Origin of the sequence: Agrobacterium sp. SORGH_AS_0745 (genome assembly GCF_030818995.1) — a bacterium.
GTDB lineage: Bacteria > Pseudomonadota > Alphaproteobacteria > Rhizobiales > Rhizobiaceae > Agrobacterium > Agrobacterium tumefaciens.
Window position 1 is genome coordinate 183,676 of the sequence record NZ_JAUTBI010000001.1, and the last position, 22,448, is coordinate 206,123.

A 22,448-nucleotide genomic window follows, 5' to 3' on the forward strand; every position below is an offset into this window, starting at 1 on the left:
AACTCCCTTTTCACCACCGGCCTGTTCCCATGCCTTTTCCTTCAAACGGCCTTTTTCAGCGCCGATTTCTCGGCCCGTAGTTCCTCGATTGAGCGCACGTTGCGGCGCGCCGCACCCGCCCAGTCGCGAGTCTTGACGGTGGATTTCGCAAGCCGCTCCTTGGCATCAGGCACGGCATCCGCATATTGCGGCAGCCAGCGCGCCTGTGCGACGACCATCTCGTCCACCATCTGCCAGACCTCCTCCGGAGTGGCGACGGCGCCGACCAGCGGGTCATGCAGCACGGCAAGCTTCAGAAGATCGATATCGCCGCTGACCGCCGCATGTACCGACATGCGCTGCACGTTGATAGACGCCATGCAGGTCGCCGCGCAGGCTTCCGGCAGCGTGATACCCGAGACCATGTTGATGCCGAAACGATCCACGAAACCGGGCGACTCAATGATCGCATCAGAAGGAAGGTTGGTTATGACGCCATTGTTCTTGACGTTGAAGTGACCGCGATAGACACGCCCGGTTTCAAGCGCTTCCAGAATGTGGCTCGCATGTTCGTTGGAGCGCTTCTCCGGTTCGATGGGCTTGGCGGCTGACGCCAGGAACTGCGGGAATTCCGTTTCGAACCAGTTCCGCGTCTCGGTGGAGTGGCGCAGATAACCGCCGGTTTCACCGTGAATCCAGTCCGACATATCGATCCAGCGGGCGATTTCATCTGGGCGCTTGCGGTACCAAGGCAGATATTCGGACAGATGGCCGTTGCTCTCCGTCGAGTAGACACCGAAGCGCTTAAGCACGTCGATGCGCAGCTTTTCCTGCTGTGAGAAAACCGGATGCGCCTCGAAAGCGGCGACCAGCTCTTCTTTGCCGATCTTGCGGCCATTCAGCCTTAGATCGATGAACCATGTCTGGTGGTTGATGCCCGAGCAGATGTAATCAAGTTCGGACGGGGATTTTGCGCCGAGAATTTCAGCGATCTGCTCCGCACCGTGCTGCACACCGTGGCAAAGACCAACCGTATCCACCTTGCCGTATTCGATGGCTGCCCATGTATTCATGGCCATGGGGTTGGCGTAATTTAGGAACTTGGCACCGGGTGCGGCGACCTCGCGGATATCCTTGCAGAAATCCAGAATGACCGGAATGTTACGCTGGCCATAGAGAATGCCGCCGGCGCAGATGGTGTCACCGACGCACTGGTCGATCCCGTATTTCAGCGGAATACGGATGTCGTCCGCATAGGCTTCCAGACCGCCGACCCGCACACAGCTTATGATGTATTTCGCACCCTCAAGCGCGCGACGGCGGTCGGTATGCGCCGTCACTTTCACCGGAAAACCGTTGGCTTCCACGACCTTGTCGAGGATCGCCCTGATCATATCCAGATTGTGCTGGCTGATATCCGTCAGCGCGACCTCGATGTCGCGAAACTCCGGCACGCACAAAAGATCGGTGAACAGTTTTTTCGTGAATCCGACGCTTCCGGCGCCGATTATAGCGATTTTGAAACTCATAACGCCACCTCTGTTGCAAATCGAACGGGTGAAACGGGCCAAACGATCATAATAAGGCGCTGCGAGAATATACCTGTAAGAACCCCGGAAAACCGGCACTCCTGAAAAATTCTCCGCAACAATATCGCGCTGGCTGTCTCCTCGGTTCGGGATTATGCGTATAATGACGAGCGGAACCAGAGAAGGATTATGCTTTCATGGGTAATTTTGTGCTGCGCGATTTGATCGATCAGGGGCCGGGGATGCGGACCGTCTCGCTGCCCCGCGGCCGCCAGACCCTGCACACAATGCCCACCAGCAGCGGCTATGAAATCCGCAGCAGTGGCAATTATGACTGGGACGGACGAAAGCGCGGACAGACACCATTCACTGTGCTGCAATATTGCATTGGCGGACAGGGAAACCTTCGTTACGAGAACCGTCATTACGTGGTGAAGCCGGGCGAAACTCTCCTCCTGCTCATCCCGCACAATCATCGCTACTGGCTGGAAGCGGGAAAGCAATGGGAGTTCTTCTGGATCTCCATGAATGGCGAAGAGGCCTTGCGCATTCACCGCAATATTCTTGCCGTCACCGGGCCGATCCTCAAGCTGCAACAGGAAACCGTCGATCATCTCGCCCATTGTTGCTCGCGCCTCGTCAACGGCGCGGAAACACCAGGGGCGGCCTCCGCCGTCGCCTATGAAGCGGCGATGACGCTTTATGACGACGTGTTCGGCTCGCATCCCTCCTTTGGCGGTGAATATCGCACCATGCAGCAGGTGCTGAGCTATATAGACGGGCATCTCGGAGAGCGTCTTTCCGTCAGCGATCTTGCCGCCGTCGCCGGCCTCAGCCGTGCGCATTTTTCCCGCATCTTCACGGCAAGCGAAGGCCTGCCACCGGCCGAATTTGTATTGCAGCGACGGTTGAGGCGGGCAGCCAAGCTTCTCACCACAGCCGAAAACATCCCCATCAAGGAGGTATCCGTGCTATGCGGCTTCGAAGACCCGAACTATTTCTCGAAGGTCTTCCGCAGGCTATATGGCATCAATCCAAGCGAATTCCGCACCACCGGCATGTATGCGAGCGTTCAGCAGAGCAGATCGTAAAAAACAACTTCGTTTTGCCACGTTTCAGGCGATTAAGAATTGGCGATACAGCCCCTTTTGGAGACCGAATGAGGTGAACAACAAAATCAGGAAGATCCTCATCTTTCCGCTTCGGGCAATCATCGTGTTTGTCCTGATCCTCGACGGCATTTTTCGCCCGCTCTATCGGCCGATCATCAAGGCGATATCCAGACTGACATTCATCAGGAAAGTGGAAAGCCGGATTGGCGGATTACCGCGTCTTGCCATTCTTCTTTTGCTGGCGGTGCCATTTGCCATCGCCGAACCGATGAAAATCATCGGCCTGCTCCTCATCGCGCACGGCACCGTCAAAATGGGAATTGCGCTGACGATCCTCGCTCACCTCGCCACGTTCCTGATTGTCGAGCGCATTTACCACGCCGGTCGGGAGAAGCTCCTCACCTACGCCTGGTTCGCATGGATCATGCGATATGTGCGCTTTGCCCGTTCGTTTTACGATCGCTTCAAGCGCGCGACACTGGGCTGGATCCGGCTGAGCGTTCTGGCGCGTCAAAGATAAAAGCGGCACCTTTCACCGCCGGCCGCGCAACTTCTTCAAAAGATATTCCGCAAAGGCGGTTGCCTGCAAGGAGACGAGAATGATGGCAATGCCAAGAACAACACGGGCTTCGGGCACCTCGTCAAACAGGAAGTATCCCACAGCGGTCACGAACAATATCGACAGATATCCGACGGGCGCCAGAACACTGGCGTCAGCGATGCGATAGGCCCGCAGGAAGCAATATTGCCCCATTTGCGCAAGCAGGCCGATGGCGAGCAGCGCCACCCAGTCGAGCGGCATGACCGGTTTCCACGTCCAGATCGCCGGAACGGCGGTAATGACGGCAAGACCCACCGTGTAGAACACCATCATGACAGTGGTGTTTTCCTGCCGCAGCGCCCGGGTCTGGATCACCGCAAGCGCGCCGAACACGACGGAGACGAGGACGACGAGCACGCCTGCGTTAATCTCCGCGCCGCCCGGCCCGATGACTACAAGAACGCCAACAAATGCGAGGCAAGCGCCGACCCAGCGATATCGGCTTACCTTTTCACCGAGAAAGACAACCGCCATGGCCATCGTCACCAGCGGGCGTGAGAAGCCGACAGCATTGACGGTGGCGAGCGGCAAGAGGGTGATGGCGACGAAGTTGCTGGTGAGTGCAATGGCGTTGCAGCAGATTCGGAAAAGGTTGCGCCAGGGATATTTGACGCGCGCCATTTCCCCCCGGTGTCGCCAGATAAGCGGCAGGATGAAGATCAGGCCGATCATCGCTCTTATGAAGACGAGCTGGAATGCCGGATAGGTCACACCCTGCGCCTTGACGAGGGCTGTCATTCCACCCGAAACGAGGGCCATATCCATGAGCAGCCAACCGATGCCCGCGCGAGCATCGTTTTCGCGCGGGTTTTCCTGTTTTTCAATCTGGTCCTGGCCATTCACGCGGGTTGCACAAGGTTGGCCATGAGGCGAAATGCCCCCGGCACCAGCTTGTCCATCTGGTGGTGCAGCACGAGGCTTGTATGCGTATGCCGGCCCCTTCCAATGGCCGCCGAGACCAGCGCCCCTTTCAGAGGCTGTTCATCGACATCGTGCATGGCGAGCAGGGGTTCATAAGCATCATCCCAGCGCGCAGCGAAATAGAGCCCGCGCTCCTTGTCCCAGCCCGTCCAGTCGGCAGCACCGATCGTGTTGGGCCCGACAAGCAATGGATGATCGGGCAATAGCACCGTCACCTCCGCATTTGGGTCCGTCACCCGCCAACGCAGGGAAGGCTTACCGATCTCAAGCCGCCTGACGGGCGTCGTCTCGGGATTCCATCCGTCGGTTGGACGGTGATAGAGCGTGACAAGATGGCCGCCTTCTTCGACGAAGCGGTGAAGCCTTTCGGTTGCCGCAGCCAGATCCTTGCGAATGCCGAAGGCGAAGATGCCGACAACGATTGTCGTGAAGGACGAGAGATCACCGCCAAGCGCCTGCGCATCGAGTTCTGTGACATCAAGACCCATGCGCGAAAGCCATGACCCGACCCGGTCGGCACCGCCGCCGACATAACCGACGCGCGCGCCCTCGGGCAGCTTGAGATCGAGCGAGAGGATTTTCAGAGCGGAGGGTGCCAGAAACCGCGCCCGGCCTATATGCGGATATGCGATGGGCGTGATCTGGAAGGCAGGTTGTGAACCGACAAGCGCTTCGATCTGGGCAAGGCCAACCGCTGCCTCACCGGTACGCTCGGCAATCCAGTCATTGCCGGTCTTGCGCAGGTTCCAGCCACCCGTACTCCTGAAAGACAGCGGGGCATCGGCACCCTTTATGTGTGCCTGAAAAACATGGGAATCCTGCCCCTGTCCAAGTGGAACCAGAAGCGCATCGGGCGAAATCGTCAGCGACTGCGCCGGCGTCACGAAAAACGGCTCCTCCAGATCGAAAGCGGCCGAAACCTCCCTGCCTCCAATCCTTACGGACAGGCGCACCGAGGCATGACCATTGCCGCCTGAGGCTTTCCAGTCGGGCTGGTAAAGCCCGGAAACGGCCGCGTCCTGATCGGCGGCAAGCGAGAAGACCATTGTCTGGCCACGCGACTGAACCGAAGACGATACGCCAGCCGGAAGGACCGGGGTAACCTCAACGTCAAATTCAGCCGCCTTTCCCGCGAGTTCCACATAGAGAGATGACGTCCCACCCGGAACGATCTCGGCTGGCTCGGCATAGGCCCGCTCGAAAAGATCGAGCGCTGTCAGGATAGCGGCATCGACCTGCGTCCGTTTGCGCGCGATCCGGTGCCCATGCAACTCTCTGAAGTCCTGCGCTGCGGCCTCGTCGACCTCTTGCAAAAGGGCTGCCGCCGTCAGAAGTGAGGCCGTGATCCGCTGCGTGTCGGGAAAGGCATCGATTGCGTCAGTGATTGCCTGTTCGGCTGCAACCAGCGCCTTTTCCAAATCGGCGGTAAGACCCGGAAAAGCCGAGAGATCAGCCAGCGACGACGGCAGGCTGTCGAGGATCGAGCTTTCCTCACCGACTGCGACGTTGGAGAGTTCCAGATGCAGTGGCCATGCTTCCTGCGCCCGCTTCGGCCAATGCCCCATTCCCTGTGAGGCATGATAATAACGCGACCATTCGCCGATGCGGTCATATTGCGCGCCGGTTGCCCGCTCCTTGCCCACCGCGTTGACTGTCAGCGTCGTTTCCGGCGGAGGCACCTCGTCATCATAGGTGTCACCACCACCAGACCATGCAGGAAGATAATATTTGGCCACTTTCCACGGCTTCAGCCCCTCGGAGAAATGCTCGGGATAGGCGGCAGGATCAGCCGCCAGCGCGATTGCGCTTTTCGCCGCGCGCGTCATGGCGCGGTGATGCCCGTGTTGTCCCGGCACATCGAGAAATGTCGGAATGACGATATCGGGCCGCTCCGTGCGATAGGCGCGCACCAGCCTCTCGACGATGCGCTGCTGCCCCCATCGACCGAAGGTCTGGTCGCCATCCTTGGAGAAGCCGAAGTCGTGGATGATATCCGCCGGGCCATGGCCGAGCCAGCTTATGTCCGCATCGATGATGCGGGCCGCCTCCTCCAGCTCCCGCGACCGGATGACACCAAGCGCGCCCAGCCGCTCCGGCCCAAGCGCATTCTGCCCGCCTTCACCGCGCGTCGAGCAGGCGATGATGATCCGCATGCCCAGTTCCATCCGGAAATAGGCAAGAAGACCGTTCTGCTCGTCGTCCGGATGCGCACCGGTGTGCATGACGGTGACAGTGGATTTCAGTGCGCTCAGTCTACGGTGCAGACGCACGAGCCATGGATCGGCCATCTGCCGTTCGATGCGCTCCCGGGGGTTAAGCATGGGCGGTCTCCTCCAATATTCAGCCGGGCACCTGCGCTGCGGCGCCCAGGGACGTCTCAAGTTTTGGTGTGACAATGTCGAACAGCGGCAAGGCGGCAGCACCAAGCGCCGCCGTCAACTGTCCGGACTTGCCGTGGATGACGCGCGGCAACTCTCTTTGCCGCCGGCTTGCAACCGAAGTCGGCAGATGCCCCATCCGCGCAATGATCTCGCTGATGATGTTTTCAGGCAGCGCACCGCCGAGAATGACCGTCTGCGGATCGAGAATGTTCTCGAGCATCGCCACCATGGGCGCCAGATGGACGGCTGCCTCGTCGATCCATTCCGTCACGACCGGATTGCCCGCGCTGAACAGGGCTTCAAGATCATCAAGCTCCGTGTCCGCAACACCGGCACAGACGAGCTTTTCCTTGAGCACATAGACGGAAGCATAGGCCTCCAGACAACCTCTTTGCCCGCAAGACGGGCAAGGCCTTCCCTTGGGCGAGACGGTCACATGGCCGATTTCGCCGGCGTTGCCGAAAGCACCGCGATAGGGCGAACCATCCTGGATGATGCCGAGACCAATGCCGACGCCGAAATAGATCATGCAGAAATTCGGGATAGCCAGCCCTGCGCCGAACAGGCGCTCGCCGACGGCAGCGGCCGTCGCATCGTTTTCCACCACGACCTGTTGGCCGCAGGCATCGCTCAGCATCTGGCGGGCATCGATACCCACCCAGCCGGAAAGCGTCGTCGGACCGACAGAGGTCATGCCGTCAATCTCGAAAGGCCCGGGCATGACAACGCCGGTGCCAAGCAGCCTGCACCCGACATTCTTCGCAACCGCTGCATGCTCCGCCGCAAAGGTTTTGAGTATGGCGTCCGGCGTGGTGTCCTTGAGCGGGGTAACGCGCTGCGTGCGCAACACGCCGGCCAGATCAAGACCGACGGTGACCATATGGTCTGCGGCAATCTCAACCCCGATCGTTGCGCCACCATCCGGGTTGACAGCAAATTGTATCGGCGGCTGGCCCCTGCCGGTGCGCCGGCGACCAAGCTCTTTCAGGAGTCCCTCGCCCACCAGCTCATCGACGATATTGGCGACCGCCTGGGGTGTGAGATGCGTGATCTTGGCTAACTGGGCGCGACCGAGCGAGCCGTGCCGCCTGACGATGTCGAGGACGACTCGCCTGTTGTGTTCGCGGCTGCGCTCAGGATTTTTTCCGATTGCTACGGGATAGGTATCCACCGTGTGCACCGTCATCTCTTCAACTTCCCGTCCGTTAGAAATTCATAGCGTCGAAGTGAGGATAAGCGCAATATAATAATTCAAGTAAATTATGTTATTGACAAATGCTCGCCTTCAGAGAACCGTAGAGAGCGACCGGGGGTCAGAATTGCAAGGGGCGGAACGCGTAAAAATCCCGCTGCCGGCAAATCGATGAGCGCGCGCGAAAGCGCGGATAAAGGGAACGATCACTCCGCATCCGGAAGACCGGGCGGAGAAAATGGAGGCTTACATGCGCAGGGCAACTTTGTTCGCCGGCTTGGTCGCCGGTTTCAGCACATTTGCATTCAACGCCGCGCAGGCGGTTGAAATCGAATATTGGCAATATGTCTTCGACACACGCGTCAAAGCGATGGACGAGCTTATCGCCGAGTTTCAGAAGGCCAATCCGGATATCACCGTCAAACAGGTGACCTTCCCTTATGCCGACTACCAGACGCGAGTGATTGCCGCCAACATGTCCGGTAAAGGCCCTGACGTGATGCAGCTCTTCTACGGCTGGCTCGACAAGTTTGCAGCCGGCGGTATCTTGCAGCCGCTGCCGACAGACGCTTTCCCGCATGACAAGATCGAAAGCGAATTTTTCCCCATCGTCGGCGCCATGAAGCGAGGCGACGATTATTACGGCCTGCCGACGGCGGTTCGCTCGCTCGCACTTTTCTACAACAAGAAGCTCTTCACGGAAGCCGGTCTCGACGCCGCGAATCCGCCGAAGACGCTGGACGAATTTGTTGCCGCGGCGGAAAAGATCGCCAAGCACGATGCCGCCGGAAACCTGACCGTTGCAGGCTCCACGCTCGATATGGGCGGTCAGGACCACCAATGGTGGCGCGAAGTTCTTATCCGCCAATATGGCGGCGAGCCCTACACCGACAACGACCAGAAAGTCACCTATGACAGCGAGGCGGGCATCCAGGCGCTGAAGTTCTATACGAGCCTGCAGCTTGAAAAGAAGATCGGTCAGGTGGGCTTCATGGACGAAGGCCAGGCTGCCTTCCGTGCGGGCAAGGCAGGCATGACCATCGACGGCACGTTCAGGCTTGGATCTTTCAGAACCATCAAGGACTTTGAGTGGGGCGTGACCGAGCTTCCCACCAACGACAAGAATATCCGCTCCAACTATGCCAGCTATTTCGCCAATGGCATCAGCGCCAAGACAACCGGTGAAGAACTGGAAGCGTCGAAGAAATTCCTCGCTTACATCTCCTCACCGGAAGCCATGGCGATCTGGCTGAAGACGGTTGGCGAGTTGCCGGCGCGGCGATCTGCGGCGTTGACCGAGGAGAACCTGAAAGACCCGATCTATGCACCGTTCCTGAAGGGTCTCGAATACGCCCATACGACACGGTTCATGGATGAGGCAGCCCAGCGGCAGAACGCCATCGACATGACGAACCGGATTTTGCTCGAGGGTCAATCCGTCGAGGAGTCCATCAAGCAGGCCGCCAGCGCCGAGCAGGAAATCATCGACGCGGCCAAACCGTAAAACCGCAGGTCCAATCATGACAGCGATCGATCAACAGGGGGCGGCATCCGGCCGTCCCGGCGGCTCCTTCGGGGATCGCTTTTCCATGCGCACGAAGCGGCTTGTGTGGATCTGGAGCTTTCTTGCTATCCCGATCCTGTTTTACAGCATCATCCGTTTTTACCCGACGTTGCAGGCCTTCTGGTTGTCCTTCACCAACTGGGACCTGCTGCGCCCGGCAAAGTTCATCGGCGTTGCCAATTACGTCAAGCTGTTCAAGGATCCGCAATTCTGGAAGGTTTTCAAGAACACCTTCACCTATCTCATCGTCGGCACGCCCATCAGTCTGGTTCTGGCTTTCGTCATCGCCTTTTATCTGGATCGGGTGCGCATCCTGCACGGTTTCATCCGCGCGCTTTATTTCCTGCCCTATCTGACGACGGCAGCAGCAATGGCATGGGTCTGGCGCTGGTTCTATCAGCCGCCGCCGATCGGCATCATCAACGACGTGCTTGGCATGATCGGAATTCCCCAGCAGCCGTTCATCCGTTCCACCGATCAGGCGCTTTATTCGGTCATGGTGACGTCCATCTGGGCGGGGCTTGGTTTCCAGATCATTATCTTCATGGCGGGCCTGCGCTCCATTCCGACGACATTTTATGAGGCCGCGCGCATCGACGGACTTGGCGAATGGGCGATCCTTCGAAAGATCACGCTGCCGCTCCTGAAACCAACCACCGTTTTCCTGGTGGTCTTCTCCTCAATCGGGTTCCTGCGCATTTTCGATCAGGTCTACAACATGACCACCAACGATCCGGGTGGACCGCTCGGCTCAACCAAACCGCTGGTGCTGATGATCTACCAGACCGCGTTCAATTCTTATGCGATGGGTTATGCCGCTGCGCAGACGGTTGTCCTGTTCACCATTCTTCTTGTCGTGTCGCTGGTCCAGCTCTGGGTTCTGAGGGAAAAGAAATGAGCGAAGCGTTGCCACTCTCCCACGCCCGCGTCCGCCCCGGCCGCATCCTTGCCTGGACGCTGCTGTTCATCGGCGGCCTGATCATGATTTCGCCGCTGCTCTTCATGTTTTCGACCTCGTTCAAGACCGCGGATCAGGTCTATGATCTCAGGCTCATTCCCGCAGCACCGACGCTTGCGAATTACATGACTGTCATGGCCGACGGCCGTTTTCTCCGCTGGTTCTTCAACTCGATGTTCGTTGCGGTTATCGTCACCATCTCCAACTGCTTCTTCGACAGTCTGGTCGGTTATACGCTGGCCAAATTCGAGTTTCGCGGTCGCTACTTCATCTTCCTCGCGATCCTTTCCACGCTGATGATCCCGACCGAAATGCTTGTTATCCCCTGGTATCTGATGTCCAGCCAGCTTGGCTGGCTCGACAGCTACTGGGGCATCATGTTCCCGGGAATGATGACGGCCTTCGGCACCTTCCTGATGAAGCAGTTCTTTGAGACGGTTCCGAATGACTTCCTGGAGGCAGCGCGTGTCGACGGGCTGAACGAATTCCAGATCTGGTGGAAGGTAGCCCTGCCGCTGGTGACGCCTGCCCTTTCGGCGCTTGCAATCTTCACCTTCCTCGGCAACTGGACAGCATTCTTCTGGCCCCTGATCGTGACTACCAGCAAGGAGCTGTACACGCTGCCCGTCGGCCTATCGAGCTTTGCGGTGGAACAACAGATCCAGTGGGAAATGATCATGACCGGCGCTGCCATTGCGACCATCCCAACCCTTATCGTCTTCATCGTCCTGCAACGCTACATCGTTCGCGGTGTGATGCTGGCAGGCCTGAAAGGATAACATCATGGCCGATATGAACCCGCGCCTGTCGGATACCAGCAAGTTTCCCGACCCAGTTTACAAGGAAACCGTGCTGCGTCCGCTTTTCGATGGCGCCAAGAACCACCATGTCGACGGTTTCCGCCGCATCGACCGCGCCCATCTGGTCATGCTGCGCGAGACCGACATTCTCGATGCGGACACGGCAGCAAAAATCGCCGGAGCGCTTGATGACATCGACAGGACCATCAATCCGTCGGAGCTGGTGTATACCGGCGAGGTCGAGGATTTCTTCTTCCTGATCGAAAAGGAGCTGAAAGCCCGCATCGGTGTCGATGTGGCAGGCCGCCTGCACACGGCACGCTCGCGCAACGACATAGATCACACGCTTTTCAAAATCGGCCTGAAAGACAAGATCGACACGCTCACTGCCAAGGCGCGGCTTCTGCTGGCCGCCCTGATCGACGCCGCCGAGCGCAATGAAAAGACGTTGATCGTCGCCTATACGCACGGACAACCGGCCCAGCCCACCACCTTCGGCCACTATCTTTCCGCCGCCATCGAAGTGCTGATCCGGGATATTGACCGCTTCACTGAGGCCCGGCGCATCGTCGATCTCTCACCCATGGGCGCTGCGGCCATCACCACGTCCGGCTTTCCCATCGACCGGGCACGTGTCGCCGAACTTCTCGGCTTTGCGGCACCCTTGCGCAATTCCTATTCCTGCATCGCCGCCGTCGACTATACGACAGCGACCTATGGCGCCATCGAATTGATGTTTCTACATCTCGGCAGGCTCATTCAGGACTTCCAGTTCTGGACGAGTTTCGAAGTCGGGCAGATCTACGTACCGAATTCGCTGGTGCAGATTTCGTCGATCATGCCGCAGAAACGAAACCCGGTCCCGATCGAACATCTGCGCCACCTTGCAAGCCAGACATTCGGGCGGGCAAGGACCATGCTCGACGTGATGCACAACACGCCCTTCACCGACATGAACGACAGCGAGGGCGAAACCCAGGGCATGGGTTACGAAGCCTTCGCCTCTGCCGGCCGGGTGCTCGATCTCCTTGCCAGCCTCGTCGGCAAGATCAGTATCGATCCGGAAAGGGTCGACCAGAATATTCGCCGTTCCTGCATCACCATCACGGAACTGGCAGATTCTCTTGTCCGCATCGAAGACCTGTCATTCCGCCAGGCCCATGAAATTGCCGCAACCGTCGCCAAAAGCGTTGTAGCGCTGAAGGGTGACCTGCCGAACGACGGTTACCAGCCGTTCCGCAGGGCGTTCGAGGAACTGGCAGGACGCGAGACCAGTGTCGATGAGGAAAAGTTCAGGCAGATCGTCTCGCCTGAGCACTTTGTCGCCGTGCGCAGCCGCTTCGGCGGCCCTGCCCCGGAGCCGATGCGCGAGGCGATTGCGGCCTATCGCGACAAACTTGCTGCGTTTGAAGCAGAAGCACAGCGATCCGCCGACTACGAAGCGGCAAAAGCCGCTGAGCTTGCAGAGAAATTTACCGCCCTGACGGGAGCGCGATAATGGCGACAATCGAACTCAATCAACTCGTAAAGCGCTACGGCAAGGTGGAGGCAGTCAAAGGCATCGACCTTGCCATTGAAGACGGCGAATTCGTCGTATTCGTCGGCCCTTCCGGCTGCGGCAAATCCACGACACTCAGAATGATCGCGGGTCTGGAAGAGATTTCGGGCGGAACGCTGAAAATTGCCGGAAACGTCGTCAACGAGAAAGAACCGAAACAACGCAACATCGCCATGGTCTTCCAGAACTATGCGATCTACCCGCATATGACGGTTCGCCAGAACATCGGCTTCGGGCTCTATACCTCAAAGCTCGACAAGGCGGAAAAGAACCGGCGTATCGAAGAGGCCGGTCGGGTGCTCGGACTTGAGGCATTGCTCGACCGTCGGCCCGCGGCTTTGTCAGGCGGACAGAGGCAGCGCGTCGCCATCGGCCGCGCCATGGTGCGCGATCCCTCAGCCTTCCTTTTCGATGAGCCGCTGTCCAATCTCGACGCCCAGTTGAGATCGCAGATGCGCATTGAAATCAAGCGCTTGCACCAACGTCTTAAGACAACCACCGTCTACGTCACTCACGATCAGGTGGAAGCCATGACGATGGCCGACCGGATTGTCGTGATGAAGGACGGCCATATCCTTCAGGTCGGTACGCCCTCGGAACTTTACGAGACGCCGGTGGACGTCTTCACTGCGCGTTTCATCGGCAGCCCGTCGATGAACCTGCTGCGGGGCAAAAGAACGACGAACAGCGTTACACAGTCTGCCGATGGCGATCTGCTGATTGGCATTCGCCCCCATGATCTGCTGGTTGGAGAAGGCGAGGCAACTCAAGGGTCCTTCTCGCTGGAGGGAACAGTGACAGCCGTGGAGCCGCTCGGCCCGGAAACGCTGGTTCATCTGGACACGCCCACGACCTCGGTCATCGCGACAGCAAGGGGCAAGGCCATTCCCACGGTGGGTAGCCGCTTGCAATGCGAGGCGCACGCAGGCGCGCTCTATCTTTTCGATGCCAAGACGGAAAAGCTTCTGGGCCGCGCATGATGACGACAGACACGGAAAAGTCAGCGGTCATCAGTATCGGCCGGATCTATTGCGACCTCATTTTCACCGGGCTTGACGAATTGCCGGTGCTCGGACGGGAGCTGTTTGCCAGCGACATGGAAATCGCCGCCGGTGGCGGGGCTTTCATTGCGGCTGCGCATTTCGCCCATATCGGTCGCACGGCCACGCTGTTGGCAAGGCTCGGCACCGACACCTTCTCACGCGCCATCGGCGAGAAAATGCAGCAAAGCGGTGTAGACCTGCAATTTCTGGAACACTCGGCAGATGCGGGCCCGCAGGTCACCGTCGCGACGGTGGTTGGCAATGACAGGGCGTTTTTGACACGGCGCGCCGGTATCGCCCGGCCATCGACCCTTGATGCCGCCTTTTCGTGGAACGGGGCCTGCCATCTGCACATCGCGGAATTCGCCACGCTGCACGAAATCCCCGATCTCGTCGCCCGCGCCAGGGACAGCGGACTGTCCGTCTCGCTCGATCCCAGCTGGGATGCCTCGCTGATTTACGACAAGGGCCTGCTCAAGGCGTGCGATGGCGTCGACGTGTTTTTGCCCAACCTCGAAGAAGCCGAGGCGATCACAGGCCATTCTGACCCTGAGGCGGCGGCCAGGGCCTTGTCGGGGTCGTTTCCTGTCGTCGCCCTGAAAGGCGGCGCAGAGGGCGCCTGGGTGTCCTCGCAAACAGGCCTACACCATGCGGCGGCGAAGAAGGTACCCGTCGTCGACACGACAGGCGCGGGTGATGCCTTCAATGCCGGTTTCATCGATGCCTGGCTTCGGCAGGCGGACGAGAAGCAATGCCTTGAGGCAGGCGTCGCGGCGGGTAGCCTTGCCGTGCAGGCCACGGGCGGCGCGCCGAGAACGACCGCCGCCGCATAATCCCTGCCAGCGTTATTCCCCGCGTGGAAAACGCTGGTTTTCCTCCAGCACGTTCAAGTCCATGTGGTTGCGCATGTAGCGTTCCGAGGCTTTCTGCAACGGCTGATAATCCCACGGGAAATAGGCGCCGTTTCGCAGCGCCTTGTAGACCACCCAGCGCCGCGCCTGACTTTCCCGCACCGATGCGTCGAAAACGGGCAGCTGCCAGCGTCGGCCGATTTCAGCCGAAAGCGATGACAGCACATCCGCGAATTCAGGATTGCCGGCAAGGTTTATCCGCTCTTCAGGATCCGTCTCGAGGTCGTAGAGCAACGGCGGATCCGCTTCGCAGACTGTGAGCTTGTAACGGCCATCCCTGATGGCGACGAGTGGCGCAATCGAACCTTCGGCGGCATATTCCATCGGCACCGGCCCGCGCTCGCCTGTTCCCGCAGCCAAAGCCGCAAGGTCTTCGCCATCCGTCCAGCGTTTCAGTGAGGTAATATCGAGGCCTGCCAGACCGCACAGCGTCGGTGTGACATCAAGCGTCGAAACCGGCGCGTCGATAAGCGCCGGTTTCCAGCCGGGTGCTGCGATCATCAAGGGCACACGGGCCGAACCCTCGAAAAAGCACATCTTGAACCACAGGCCGCGCTCGCCCAGCATGTCGCCATGGTCGGAGAGGAACAGGATGATCGTGTCCTCCTCCATCCGCGTCGCCTTCAATACGTCGAGAATTTCGCCGACCTTCTCATCGATATAGGAGATATTGGCGAAATAACCGCGCCGCGCCCGGCGTATCTCGTCGGGTGAAATATCGAAGGCCTGATGATCACAGGCTTCCAGCAACCGCTTCGAATGCGAATCCTGCTCCTCGAAGGGAAGCGCCTGTATCTGCGGATCGAGTGCCGGGCAATCCTCATAGAGATCCCAGAATTTCCGCCGTGCCACATACGGGTCATGCGGATGGGTGAAGCTGACGGTCAGGCACCATGGGCGGTCATCGAGCCGGCGCGACAGATCGTAGAGCTTGCGGGTTGCGTGATAGGCAACCTCATCGTCATATTCCATCTGATTGGTGATTTCGGCAACGCCCGCGCCGGTGACCGAACCGAGATTGTGATACCACCAGTCGATCCGCTCGCCCGGCTTGGTATAATCAGGCGTCCAGCCGAAATCCGCCGGATAAATATCCGTCGTCAGACGCTCTTCGAAGCCGTGCAGCTGGTCCGGTCCGACAAAATGCATCTTTCCGGAAAGGCCGGTGTAATAACCAGCTGCCCGCAGGTGATGCACATAGGTCGGAATATCCGACGCGAATTCGGCGGCATTATCGTAAACCCGCGTCCGGCTGGGCAATTGACCGGACATGAACGAAGCCCCGGGCCGGCGCGCAAAGCGGACTTGCCGTATAGGTATTGGCGAAACGGACAGACCGCTCCGCCAACGCTTTCAGATGTGGCGCATGAAGAAAGTCGGCCGGGCCATCGGGAAAAAACGTCCCGTTGAACTGGTCGGCCATCAGGATCAGGATATTGGGACGCGGCATTTCACCCTACAGTCTCAGAGGCCAAGCTTGCCTTTGACGGCATCCGCACCCGGCTTGCCATCCAGCGTGGTAACGCTCTGCAGCCAGCCATCCAGCGATGTCGGATTGGCCTTCAGCCACGTCGCCGCCGCCGCCTTGGAATCCTCGCCACCGAGAATGGAACCCATCAGGGCATTTTCCATGCCGATATCGAATTTGAGGTTCTTGAAAAGCGTCGCCGCATTCGGGCATTTCTGCGGCCAGCCGGTACGGGCAAGCGTATAGACCTCGGCGCCACCGAAATTCGGGCCGAAATAGGCGTCACCGCCGGAGAGATAGGCGATATCGATCTTCTCGTTCATCGGGTGCGGCGCCCATGCTAGGAAGACGACCGCCTTTTTGTCTTTTCCGGCCCGTTCCACCTGCGCCAGCATCGCCTGCTCGCCGGATTCGACAAGCTGCCAGCCCTTCAGGCCGAAATCATTGGCATCGATAATCTTCTGAATGTTCTGGTTGGCGGGTGCGCCCGGCTCTATGCCGTAAATCTTGCTTTCAAATTCGTCAGCGTGTTTGGCAAGATCCGAAAAATCCTTCACGCCCTTTTCGGCCATATAGGAAGGCACTGCCAGGGTGAACTTGGCGCCTTCAAGGTTTTTCGTCAACACGTCGGCCGCCTTGGCGGCGTTGAGGTCGTCAACGAAGGATTTCTGGGCGGGCATCCAGTTGCCGAGAAAGACGTCGATCTCACCGTTTTTCATGGCCTGATAACCGATCGGCACCGACAGCGTCTTGACGTCGGCCTCATACCCCAAAGCATCGAGCAGAACCGAGGCGACGCCATTGGTGGCGGTGATGTCGGTCCAGCCGGGATCGCTGAGGCGAATGGTCTTGCAGGCCACATCATCGGCGGCATAAAGCGGGGTGGAGAAGGCCGCCACGGACAAAAACAGACCGGCGGCGATGCGGTGCATGCGAGAAACGGTTTTCATTGCGGCTCCCCTTTTATTAGTCCAGTTTATTGAACACCACATTGTTTTTGCCTGTGAAGCGGGTATTTTTCGATGACTGATATAAGGAATTTCTATGACAGAGCGGCCGCTCGATCTTGGATGGATGCGCATTTTTACCGAGGTCGCGCGTCGCGGCAGCCTAACGGCAGCGGCGGCGTCCCTGCGGCTGACCCAGCCAGCTGTCAGCTATCAGATCCGCCGGCTGGAAGACGATCTGGGCGTTGCACTGGTGCGGCGTAAACATCGCGGCATCGAGTTGACGGCCGAGGGGCTAAAGCTGTTCGAGATCGTCTCACGCAATGTCGATGCCATCGATCTTCTGGCCCAGCAACTTCGCCGAACGGAAGGAACGGCAGACAATCCGCCTGCACACGGACTATGCCTTCTCCTCTCTCTGGCTCATCCCACGCATGCATGGTTTTCGCGCGCTCAATCCTGACATCAACATCCAGATCGTCGCCACGCAGGATCCGCTCGGACAGGGCAAACACGACAGCGACGTGATGATCATCTTCGGCACGCGGCAGGATGCCGGCGACGGCGCGGTGCTGCTGCTTTCGGAGAAGGTCACGCCCGTCTGTTCGCCGGCGCTTTTGGCGGAGCAGTCGGCACCCGAAACCGTGGCTGATTTTTCGCGGCTGAAACTCATCCACCTCGAAAATACCTCACAGGCGCACTGGTTCGACTGGGCGTCCTATTTCAAGCATTTCGGCGTGCTGAGAGGCGCGGAAAACGAAAGCGGAGACATCAGCTTCAACAATTACACCATGGTGGTTCAGGCGACGATCGGCGAACAGGGTTTTGCCCTCGGCTGGGCGGGACTGGTCGATCCGCTGGTCGAGGCAGGCGTGCTGGTGACCGCAGGCCCGAGTCTGGATGCGCCGGGTCGCGGCTACTGGTTGCTGAGGCCGAAAAGCAGCGACAGTGCGGTCAGAAAACTCACCGGCTGGCTGATCGACGAGAAGCGTTGACGTAACCAGCCAGCCGGTGATGCTTCCGGCTTAAATCGGGTAATGCAACGGTCCGTCCTGCAGCGTGACCCATCGCAGTTCGGTGAATTCCGCAATGCCCGCCGTGCCGCCAAAACGGCCGTAACCGGAGGCCTTCACCCCACCGAACGGCATCTGCGCCTCGTCGTGAACGGTGGGTCCGTTGATGTGGCAAATGCCGCTTTCGATGCGTCCGGCTACCGCGAGTGCTTTTGCCTGATCCCTGCCGAAAATAGCTGCGGAAAGACCAAACTCGGTTTCGTTGGCGATACTGACTGCCTCATCGACGCTGCCGGCGCGAATGATGGAAACGACTGGGCCGAAGCTTTCTTCGGAATAGAGCCGCATCGCAGAGGTCACGCCATCGACGGCAAGCGCATCCAGCATGGTACCATTGCCGCCTCCGCCGGCCACAAGGCGTGCGCCTTTGGCAACGGCGTCATCCACCAGCGCCCGGATGCGGGACGCGGCCTCGGCGCTGACCAAGGAGCCAAGCGGCATTTTTCCCTCCCGAGGGTCTCCCGCTTTCAGGCTCGCCGCTTTTTTGGCAAAGGCCTCGACAAAGGTGTCGGCAACGCTGTCGAGTACGATGATGCGTTCCGTCGACATGCAGATCTGGCCCTGGTTCATGTAAGCGCCAAAGGCGGCCGCAGCCACTGCTGCATCGATATCGGCATCATCAAGCACGATGAAGGGTGCCTTGCCGCCAAGCTCCAGAAGCGCTGGCTTCAGGTAACGGCCCGCCGTTTCCGCAATGACACGACCGACGCGGGTCGAACCGGTGAAATTCACCCTTCTGACAGCCGGATGGGCGATCAGTGTTTCAACGATTTTCGCCGCATCGTCCGGCGCATTGGAGACGGCGTTCAGCACACCTTTCGGCAGACCTGCCGAAGCGACGGCCTCGATGATCAGCGCATGGGTGCGCGGGCAAAGCTCCGAGGTCTTCATCACCACGGTGTTGCCACAGGCAAGTGGCGTGGCGATGGAGCGTACGCCAAGAATGACCGGTGCATTCCATGGCGCGATGGACAGAACCACGCCTGCCGGCTGGCGAAGTGCCATCGCCGTGGTTCCCGGGCGGTTGGAGGGAATGATTTCGCCCTTTATCTGGGTCGTCAGGCTGGCCGCCTCGACCAGCATGTCGCTGGCCAGCATCACGTTGAAACCGGCCCAGGCATCCGTCGCGCCAATCTCCTCTTTCATCGCCAGCGTAATCTGCGGCCCGGCATCGCGGAGCGCCTGCGCCGCGGCAAGAAGCAGGCGACGGCGTTCGCCGGGCGGCGTTGCCGACCAGACGGGAAAGGCTGCGGCTGCGGCATCGGCCGCACGTGTGGCGTCCTCAGGGGTTGCCGCCGCCGCACTGGTTGCCAGGTCCCCGGTAATCGGATTGTTGCGCTCGAAACGCTTACCGTTTGCGGCCGGGCAATGGTCGCCACCGACGAAAAGATTGACAGTCTGCATGGTCTTCCTCCTGAATTCAGAAAACGGTGGCGGCGGCACCGCCGAAAAACGCCCGTTGCAAGGTGGGACGGGAGGAAAGGGCTGCTGCCGTCCCCGCCCCTGCGATCCTTCCGGCTTCCAGCAGATAATCGCGATCGACAAGGGCAAAGCTTCCGCGAACACCCTGTTGCGCCAGCGCAAGGCAGGACAGCGTTCTGCGCTTCATACCATTCATGATTTTCCTCCAACGGCGCAGTAGCGGGATTGCCATTCTCCTCAAGGCTTCCCTGCGCTGATGGAAGTTTAGCAACGACAGGCGCATATAAAATGCACTAATGTAATACATTATTGTACTTTTGGAGGGTGAATGCCGCATCACGGCCAGATAGCTGCTAACAGGATCGAAACGACGGCGCGCATGCTGACTTCGTCCCTGCGCGTGTCGGAGTTCAAGCTGGAACAGGGCGCAGCCCATCTTGTCCTCGTCTCAGCCGGTGAAGCGGAGATCATTCAGGGCGAAAAGACACTTGTGGTTACCGCGCCGGGGCTGGCCTGGCTGCCTGCCTCCGGCCCCGTCGGCCGCCTGCGGCTGAATGCCGGAAGCCGCGGATCACTGCTGAAAACGACTGAAATCGGCCTTGCGCATGCCATGCCAACCGGAACGAGCGCAATCATGGTGCGCAGCACATTGCAGCGCGTTCTGACCCGGACGCTGGCTGAAAAAGACAGCCAGGAACTGGCGGGTTATCTCGACACCATCGCGGATGAGAATTTCCGGTCATCGACAGCGTCGGATACGATTATCGCCAGCCTGTTATCCGTCACCCTTATCCGCATCTGCCAGCATGCCATGGCCGAGGTCGCGGCCGCGGCTTCCACCGCAGGCAGCCTTACGGAGCGGTTTGTTCTACTTGTCAGTCAGCACAAACGCGACCAATGGGGCGTGGAAGACTATGCGGGTCAACTCGGCGTCAACCGTGAACGTCTTGGATTTGTGGTGCGCAAGGCAACGGGGCTTTCACCACAGGCCTATATTCACCGCGAACTGCTTTCCGAAGCGCGTGACCTTCTTCTCAACTCTTCACTGCAAGTCGCTGAAATTGCGTTTCGATTGGGATTTCAGGATCCTGGGTATTTCAACCGCTTCTTCACCCGCAATGAAGGCACGTCTCCCGGCCGTTTCCGGCGAATGGCGATGCGCATACAGAACGTAGCACCGCCGTCCTATGCCGCATGGCCTTGAGTTCTGCCCGGCAGGTGCAAATCAGGAGCGGCAGAAGAGACAACGGAGCGAAGTGCCGGCCTGTTTGCCCGGCACTCCAACGGGGCGTTAGCGGGCGCTGTCGATAATCTGGCCGCCGTCCGGGGTCAGGCTCGAGCCTGTAATGAATCTCGAATCGCTACTTGCGAGGAAGAGAGCGACCGGAGCGACATCCTCTTCAGGGGAACCGTAACGACCAAGGGCATTCGTGGGAGCAGGAGCGTCGACGCCCGCACCCCAGGTGTCGGCAACCGGAAGCAGGTTGTTCACGGTGATATTGTCAGGACCCCATTCGCGCGCAGCAGATCTCGTCAGGGCGCGGACGGCCTCCTTGGCAAGGTTGTAAGGTCCATACGGCGACATGCCGAGAATACCGGCCAGCGACGCGAAATTAATGATCCGGCCCTCGCCACTGGCCTTCAAGTACGGATAACAAGCCTGCATCGTGCGAAGATAGGCGATCGGCCCCATATCGAGGTTTCGTTGCAGTTGCTCGACGGTGAGCTCGAGGATCGGGGAGTGGACGACAGTCGGGTCGAACGCGACATTCACGAGAATGTCGATGCCGCCAAATACCTCCGCTGCCTCAGCCACAGCCCGGGTGATCTGTTGGCCATCGCCAAGATCACAGACGATGCCGAGCGCGGTGCCACCACTGGATTGTATCTGACTGACGACCGCGTTCACATTTGCAGGCGTCAAGGACAATACCACGACCTTGGCGCCCTCCCTTGCAAAGAGTTCTGCCGTCGCACGGCCAATCCCTCTGCCTGCGCCCGCCACGATGGCTACTTTTCCGGTCAGTTTTCCCATTTTGATTTCCTTTCGTGATGGATGCGTCAGAGCTGCCGTGCAAGGGCATAGGGGGATGGGACCTCGCGTGCAGCGTTCTGCATGGCGAAGGAAACGACGAGCAGCCCGAGGCCGATGGCGGCAGGCAGTGCGCCGGCAGGTTTGCGGACGCCGATATGTGCAAGGCCGGACAGCAGCAGGTGAAACAGTACCCCCGCATACGCCAGATCGCTGATGGCGACGTTGAACCGCGCAAGGATGGCGATGACGGCGGCGATCTTCACCGCCGTCAGAAGAGGCACGAGGTAGGCAGGGTAACCGAAGCCGGTTATCGTCTCCCTCACCCAGTCGGATTTGACGACGTAGGTGACTGCCGACGCCAGATAGAGCAGGACGAGAAGGGTTGTTGCGACCCAGTAGATATAGAATGAAGACATGGGATATCCATTGCCGCCGAATGTCTTCGGCAGCTTGATTTGTTCAATATTTTCGTTGTTCCGGAACAGCTTGGGGCTCATGATCCGGCGTTCACATGGAAAATGTGCTATTGAATGAATATGCGCAAGTAGGATGAATTTGGCGTGGTAAGTATGGAAAACCAGACTAATGGCGGTGAAACCATTAACATGCACGAGGAAATGCGTCGCGCTTTCGCGCTGCTTTCCGGCAAGTGGAAGCTCGAAATCATGTGGCTTCTCAACCAGCGGATCTATCGTTTCAACGAGCTGCGCAAAGCCATTCCCGGCATCACACAGCACATGTTGACCTCTCAATTGCGTGAGCTCGAGGCCGATGGACTGGTCTCTCGCACCGTCTTTGCAGAGGTTCCGCCACGCGTGGAATATGAAATTACGGCAAAGGCGAAAGGACTTGGCCCGACCATGGAGGCATTGATGGCATGGTGGAACGAGTACGGCGCGAGCGTTCCGGTTAAAACCACCACCCGTGGACGCAGACGGTCACCGCAAAAATAGA

The 22,448-nt window shown here is 59.1% G+C and carries 19 protein-coding genes and 2 pseudogenes; 11 read left to right on the forward strand and 10 right to left on the reverse strand.

Annotated elements, in window-relative coordinates; all coding sequences use genetic code 11:
- Nucleotides 1-41 precede the first annotated feature (41 nt).
- A complete protein-coding gene (locus tag QE432_RS00865; RefSeq protein WP_013761095.1) occupies nt 42-1,508 on the reverse strand; it encodes an alpha-glucosidase/alpha-galactosidase in 1,467 nt (488 codons plus the stop codon).
- 197 nt (nt 1,509-1,705) lie between these two features.
- On the opposite strand from QE432_RS00865, the gene QE432_RS00870 reads away from it, so the two are divergent.
- Both QE432_RS00870 and QE432_RS00875 read left to right on the forward strand, forming a co-directional pair.
- Nucleotides 1,706-2,599 carry an AraC family transcriptional regulator gene (locus QE432_RS00870; RefSeq protein ID WP_013761096.1) on the forward strand — a complete coding sequence of 298 codons (894 nt, stop codon included), beginning with the start codon at nt 1,706-1,708 and terminating at the stop codon, nt 2,597-2,599.
- Between the two features lie 73 nt (nt 2,600-2,672).
- On the forward strand, nt 2,673-3,140 hold the full coding sequence (locus QE432_RS00875) for a hypothetical protein (RefSeq protein ID WP_162633681.1): 468 nt from the start codon (nt 2,673-2,675) through the stop codon (nt 3,138-3,140).
- Between the two features lie 12 nt (nt 3,141-3,152).
- Here QE432_RS00875 and QE432_RS00880 read toward each other — a convergent pair whose 3' ends face one another.
- Genes QE432_RS00880 through QE432_RS00890 form a run of 3 tightly spaced genes read right to left on the reverse strand, consistent with a single transcriptional unit; the run spans nt 3,153 to nt 7,709 of the window.
- Nucleotides 3,153-4,064: a DMT family transporter gene (locus QE432_RS00880; protein WP_065663368.1), complete on the reverse strand. Its 912-nt coding sequence runs from the start codon at nt 4,062-4,064 to the stop codon at nt 3,153-3,155.
- Nucleotides 4,061-6,463, reverse strand: coding sequence for a PIG-L family deacetylase (locus QE432_RS00885; protein WP_111803993.1), 2,403 nt, complete (start codon nt 6,461-6,463; stop codon nt 4,061-4,063). Before QE432_RS00885 ends, QE432_RS00880 begins: the two co-directional genes overlap by 4 nt.
- Nucleotides 6,464-6,482: 19 nt before the next feature.
- Nucleotides 6,483-7,709 (reverse strand): ROK family transcriptional regulator, encoded by a 1,227-nt coding sequence (locus QE432_RS00890; protein WP_111801922.1) that lies wholly within the window; start codon nt 7,707-7,709, stop codon nt 6,483-6,485.
- Nucleotides 7,710-7,953: 244 nt separating this feature from the next.
- Here QE432_RS00890 and QE432_RS00895 point away from each other — a divergent pair, with 244 nt between their 5' ends.
- Genes QE432_RS00895 through QE432_RS00920 form a run of 6 tightly spaced genes read left to right on the forward strand, consistent with a single transcriptional unit; the run spans nt 7,954 to nt 14,471 of the window.
- Nucleotides 7,954-9,219, forward strand: a complete 1,266-nt coding sequence (locus tag QE432_RS00895) for an extracellular solute-binding protein (protein ID WP_019566690.1) — start codon at nt 7,954-7,956, stop codon at nt 9,217-9,219.
- 16 nt (nt 9,220-9,235) lie between these two features.
- A complete protein-coding gene (locus tag QE432_RS00900) occupies nt 9,236-10,177 on the forward strand; it encodes a carbohydrate ABC transporter permease (RefSeq protein WP_004431252.1) in 942 nt (313 codons plus the stop codon).
- Nucleotides 10,174-11,016, forward strand: coding sequence for a carbohydrate ABC transporter permease (locus QE432_RS00905; RefSeq protein WP_004431250.1), 843 nt, complete (start codon nt 10,174-10,176; stop codon nt 11,014-11,016). Before QE432_RS00900 ends, QE432_RS00905 begins: the two co-directional genes overlap by 4 nt.
- A gap of 4 nt (nt 11,017-11,020) precedes the next feature.
- Entirely contained in the window at nt 11,021-12,535 is a 1,515-nt protein-coding gene (gene argH, locus QE432_RS00910; protein WP_111788468.1) for an argininosuccinate lyase, read from the forward strand.
- The gene (locus tag QE432_RS00915) at nt 12,535-13,575 is read left to right on the forward strand and encodes an ABC transporter ATP-binding protein (RefSeq protein WP_111788469.1); all 1,041 of its coding nucleotides are present in this window, start codon (nt 12,535-12,537) and stop codon (nt 13,573-13,575) included. Before argH ends, QE432_RS00915 begins: the two co-directional genes overlap by 1 nt.
- A complete protein-coding gene (locus QE432_RS00920) occupies nt 13,572-14,471 on the forward strand; it encodes a carbohydrate kinase family protein (protein ID WP_019566686.1) in 900 nt (299 codons plus the stop codon). Before QE432_RS00915 ends, QE432_RS00920 begins: the two co-directional genes overlap by 4 nt.
- A gap of 12 nt (nt 14,472-14,483) precedes the next feature.
- On the opposite strand, the pseudogene betC reads toward QE432_RS00920, so the two are convergent.
- A pseudogene (gene betC, locus QE432_RS00925) lies at nt 14,484-15,999 on the reverse strand (choline-sulfatase).
- A 14-nt stretch (nt 16,000-16,013) separates the two neighbouring features.
- Entirely contained in the window at nt 16,014-16,967 is a 954-nt protein-coding gene (choX, locus tag QE432_RS00930; RefSeq protein ID WP_111796661.1) for a choline ABC transporter substrate-binding protein, read from the reverse strand.
- Between the two features lie 94 nt (nt 16,968-17,061).
- Here choX and QE432_RS00935 point away from each other — a divergent pair.
- Nucleotides 17,062-17,959, forward strand: a pseudogene (locus QE432_RS00935) (choline sulfate utilization transcriptional regulator).
- Between the two features lie 30 nt (nt 17,960-17,989).
- Here the strand turns inward: QE432_RS00935 and QE432_RS00940 are convergent.
- The gene (locus QE432_RS00940) at nt 17,990-19,441 is read right to left on the reverse strand and encodes an aldehyde dehydrogenase (protein ID WP_065660299.1); all 1,452 of its coding nucleotides are present in this window, start codon (nt 19,439-19,441) and stop codon (nt 17,990-17,992) included.
- A gap of 16 nt (nt 19,442-19,457) precedes the next feature.
- Nucleotides 19,458-19,655 carry a hypothetical protein gene (locus tag QE432_RS00945; protein WP_004431237.1) on the reverse strand — a complete coding sequence of 66 codons (198 nt, stop codon included), beginning with the start codon at nt 19,653-19,655 and terminating at the stop codon, nt 19,458-19,460.
- A 132-nt stretch (nt 19,656-19,787) separates the two neighbouring features.
- Here QE432_RS00945 and QE432_RS00950 point away from each other — a divergent pair, with 132 nt between their 5' ends.
- Nucleotides 19,788-20,663, forward strand: a complete 876-nt coding sequence (locus QE432_RS00950) for a helix-turn-helix transcriptional regulator (protein ID WP_065660298.1) — start codon at nt 19,788-19,790, stop codon at nt 20,661-20,663.
- Nucleotides 20,664-20,750: 87 nt separating this feature from the next.
- On the opposite strand, the gene QE432_RS00955 is transcribed toward QE432_RS00950, so the two are convergent.
- Nucleotides 20,751-21,494, reverse strand: coding sequence for an SDR family NAD(P)-dependent oxidoreductase (locus QE432_RS00955; RefSeq protein WP_065660297.1), 744 nt, complete (start codon nt 21,492-21,494; stop codon nt 20,751-20,753).
- Nucleotides 21,495-21,520: 26 nt separating this feature from the next.
- The gene (locus tag QE432_RS00960; protein WP_025594944.1) at nt 21,521-21,910 is read right to left on the reverse strand and encodes a DoxX family protein; all 390 of its coding nucleotides are present in this window, start codon (nt 21,908-21,910) and stop codon (nt 21,521-21,523) included.
- Between the two features lie 153 nt (nt 21,911-22,063).
- Here QE432_RS00960 and QE432_RS00965 point away from each other — a divergent pair, with 153 nt between their 5' ends.
- Entirely contained in the window at nt 22,064-22,447 is a 384-nt protein-coding gene (locus QE432_RS00965) for a winged helix-turn-helix transcriptional regulator (RefSeq protein ID WP_035200376.1), read from the forward strand.
- Nucleotide 22,448 lies beyond the last annotated feature (1 nt).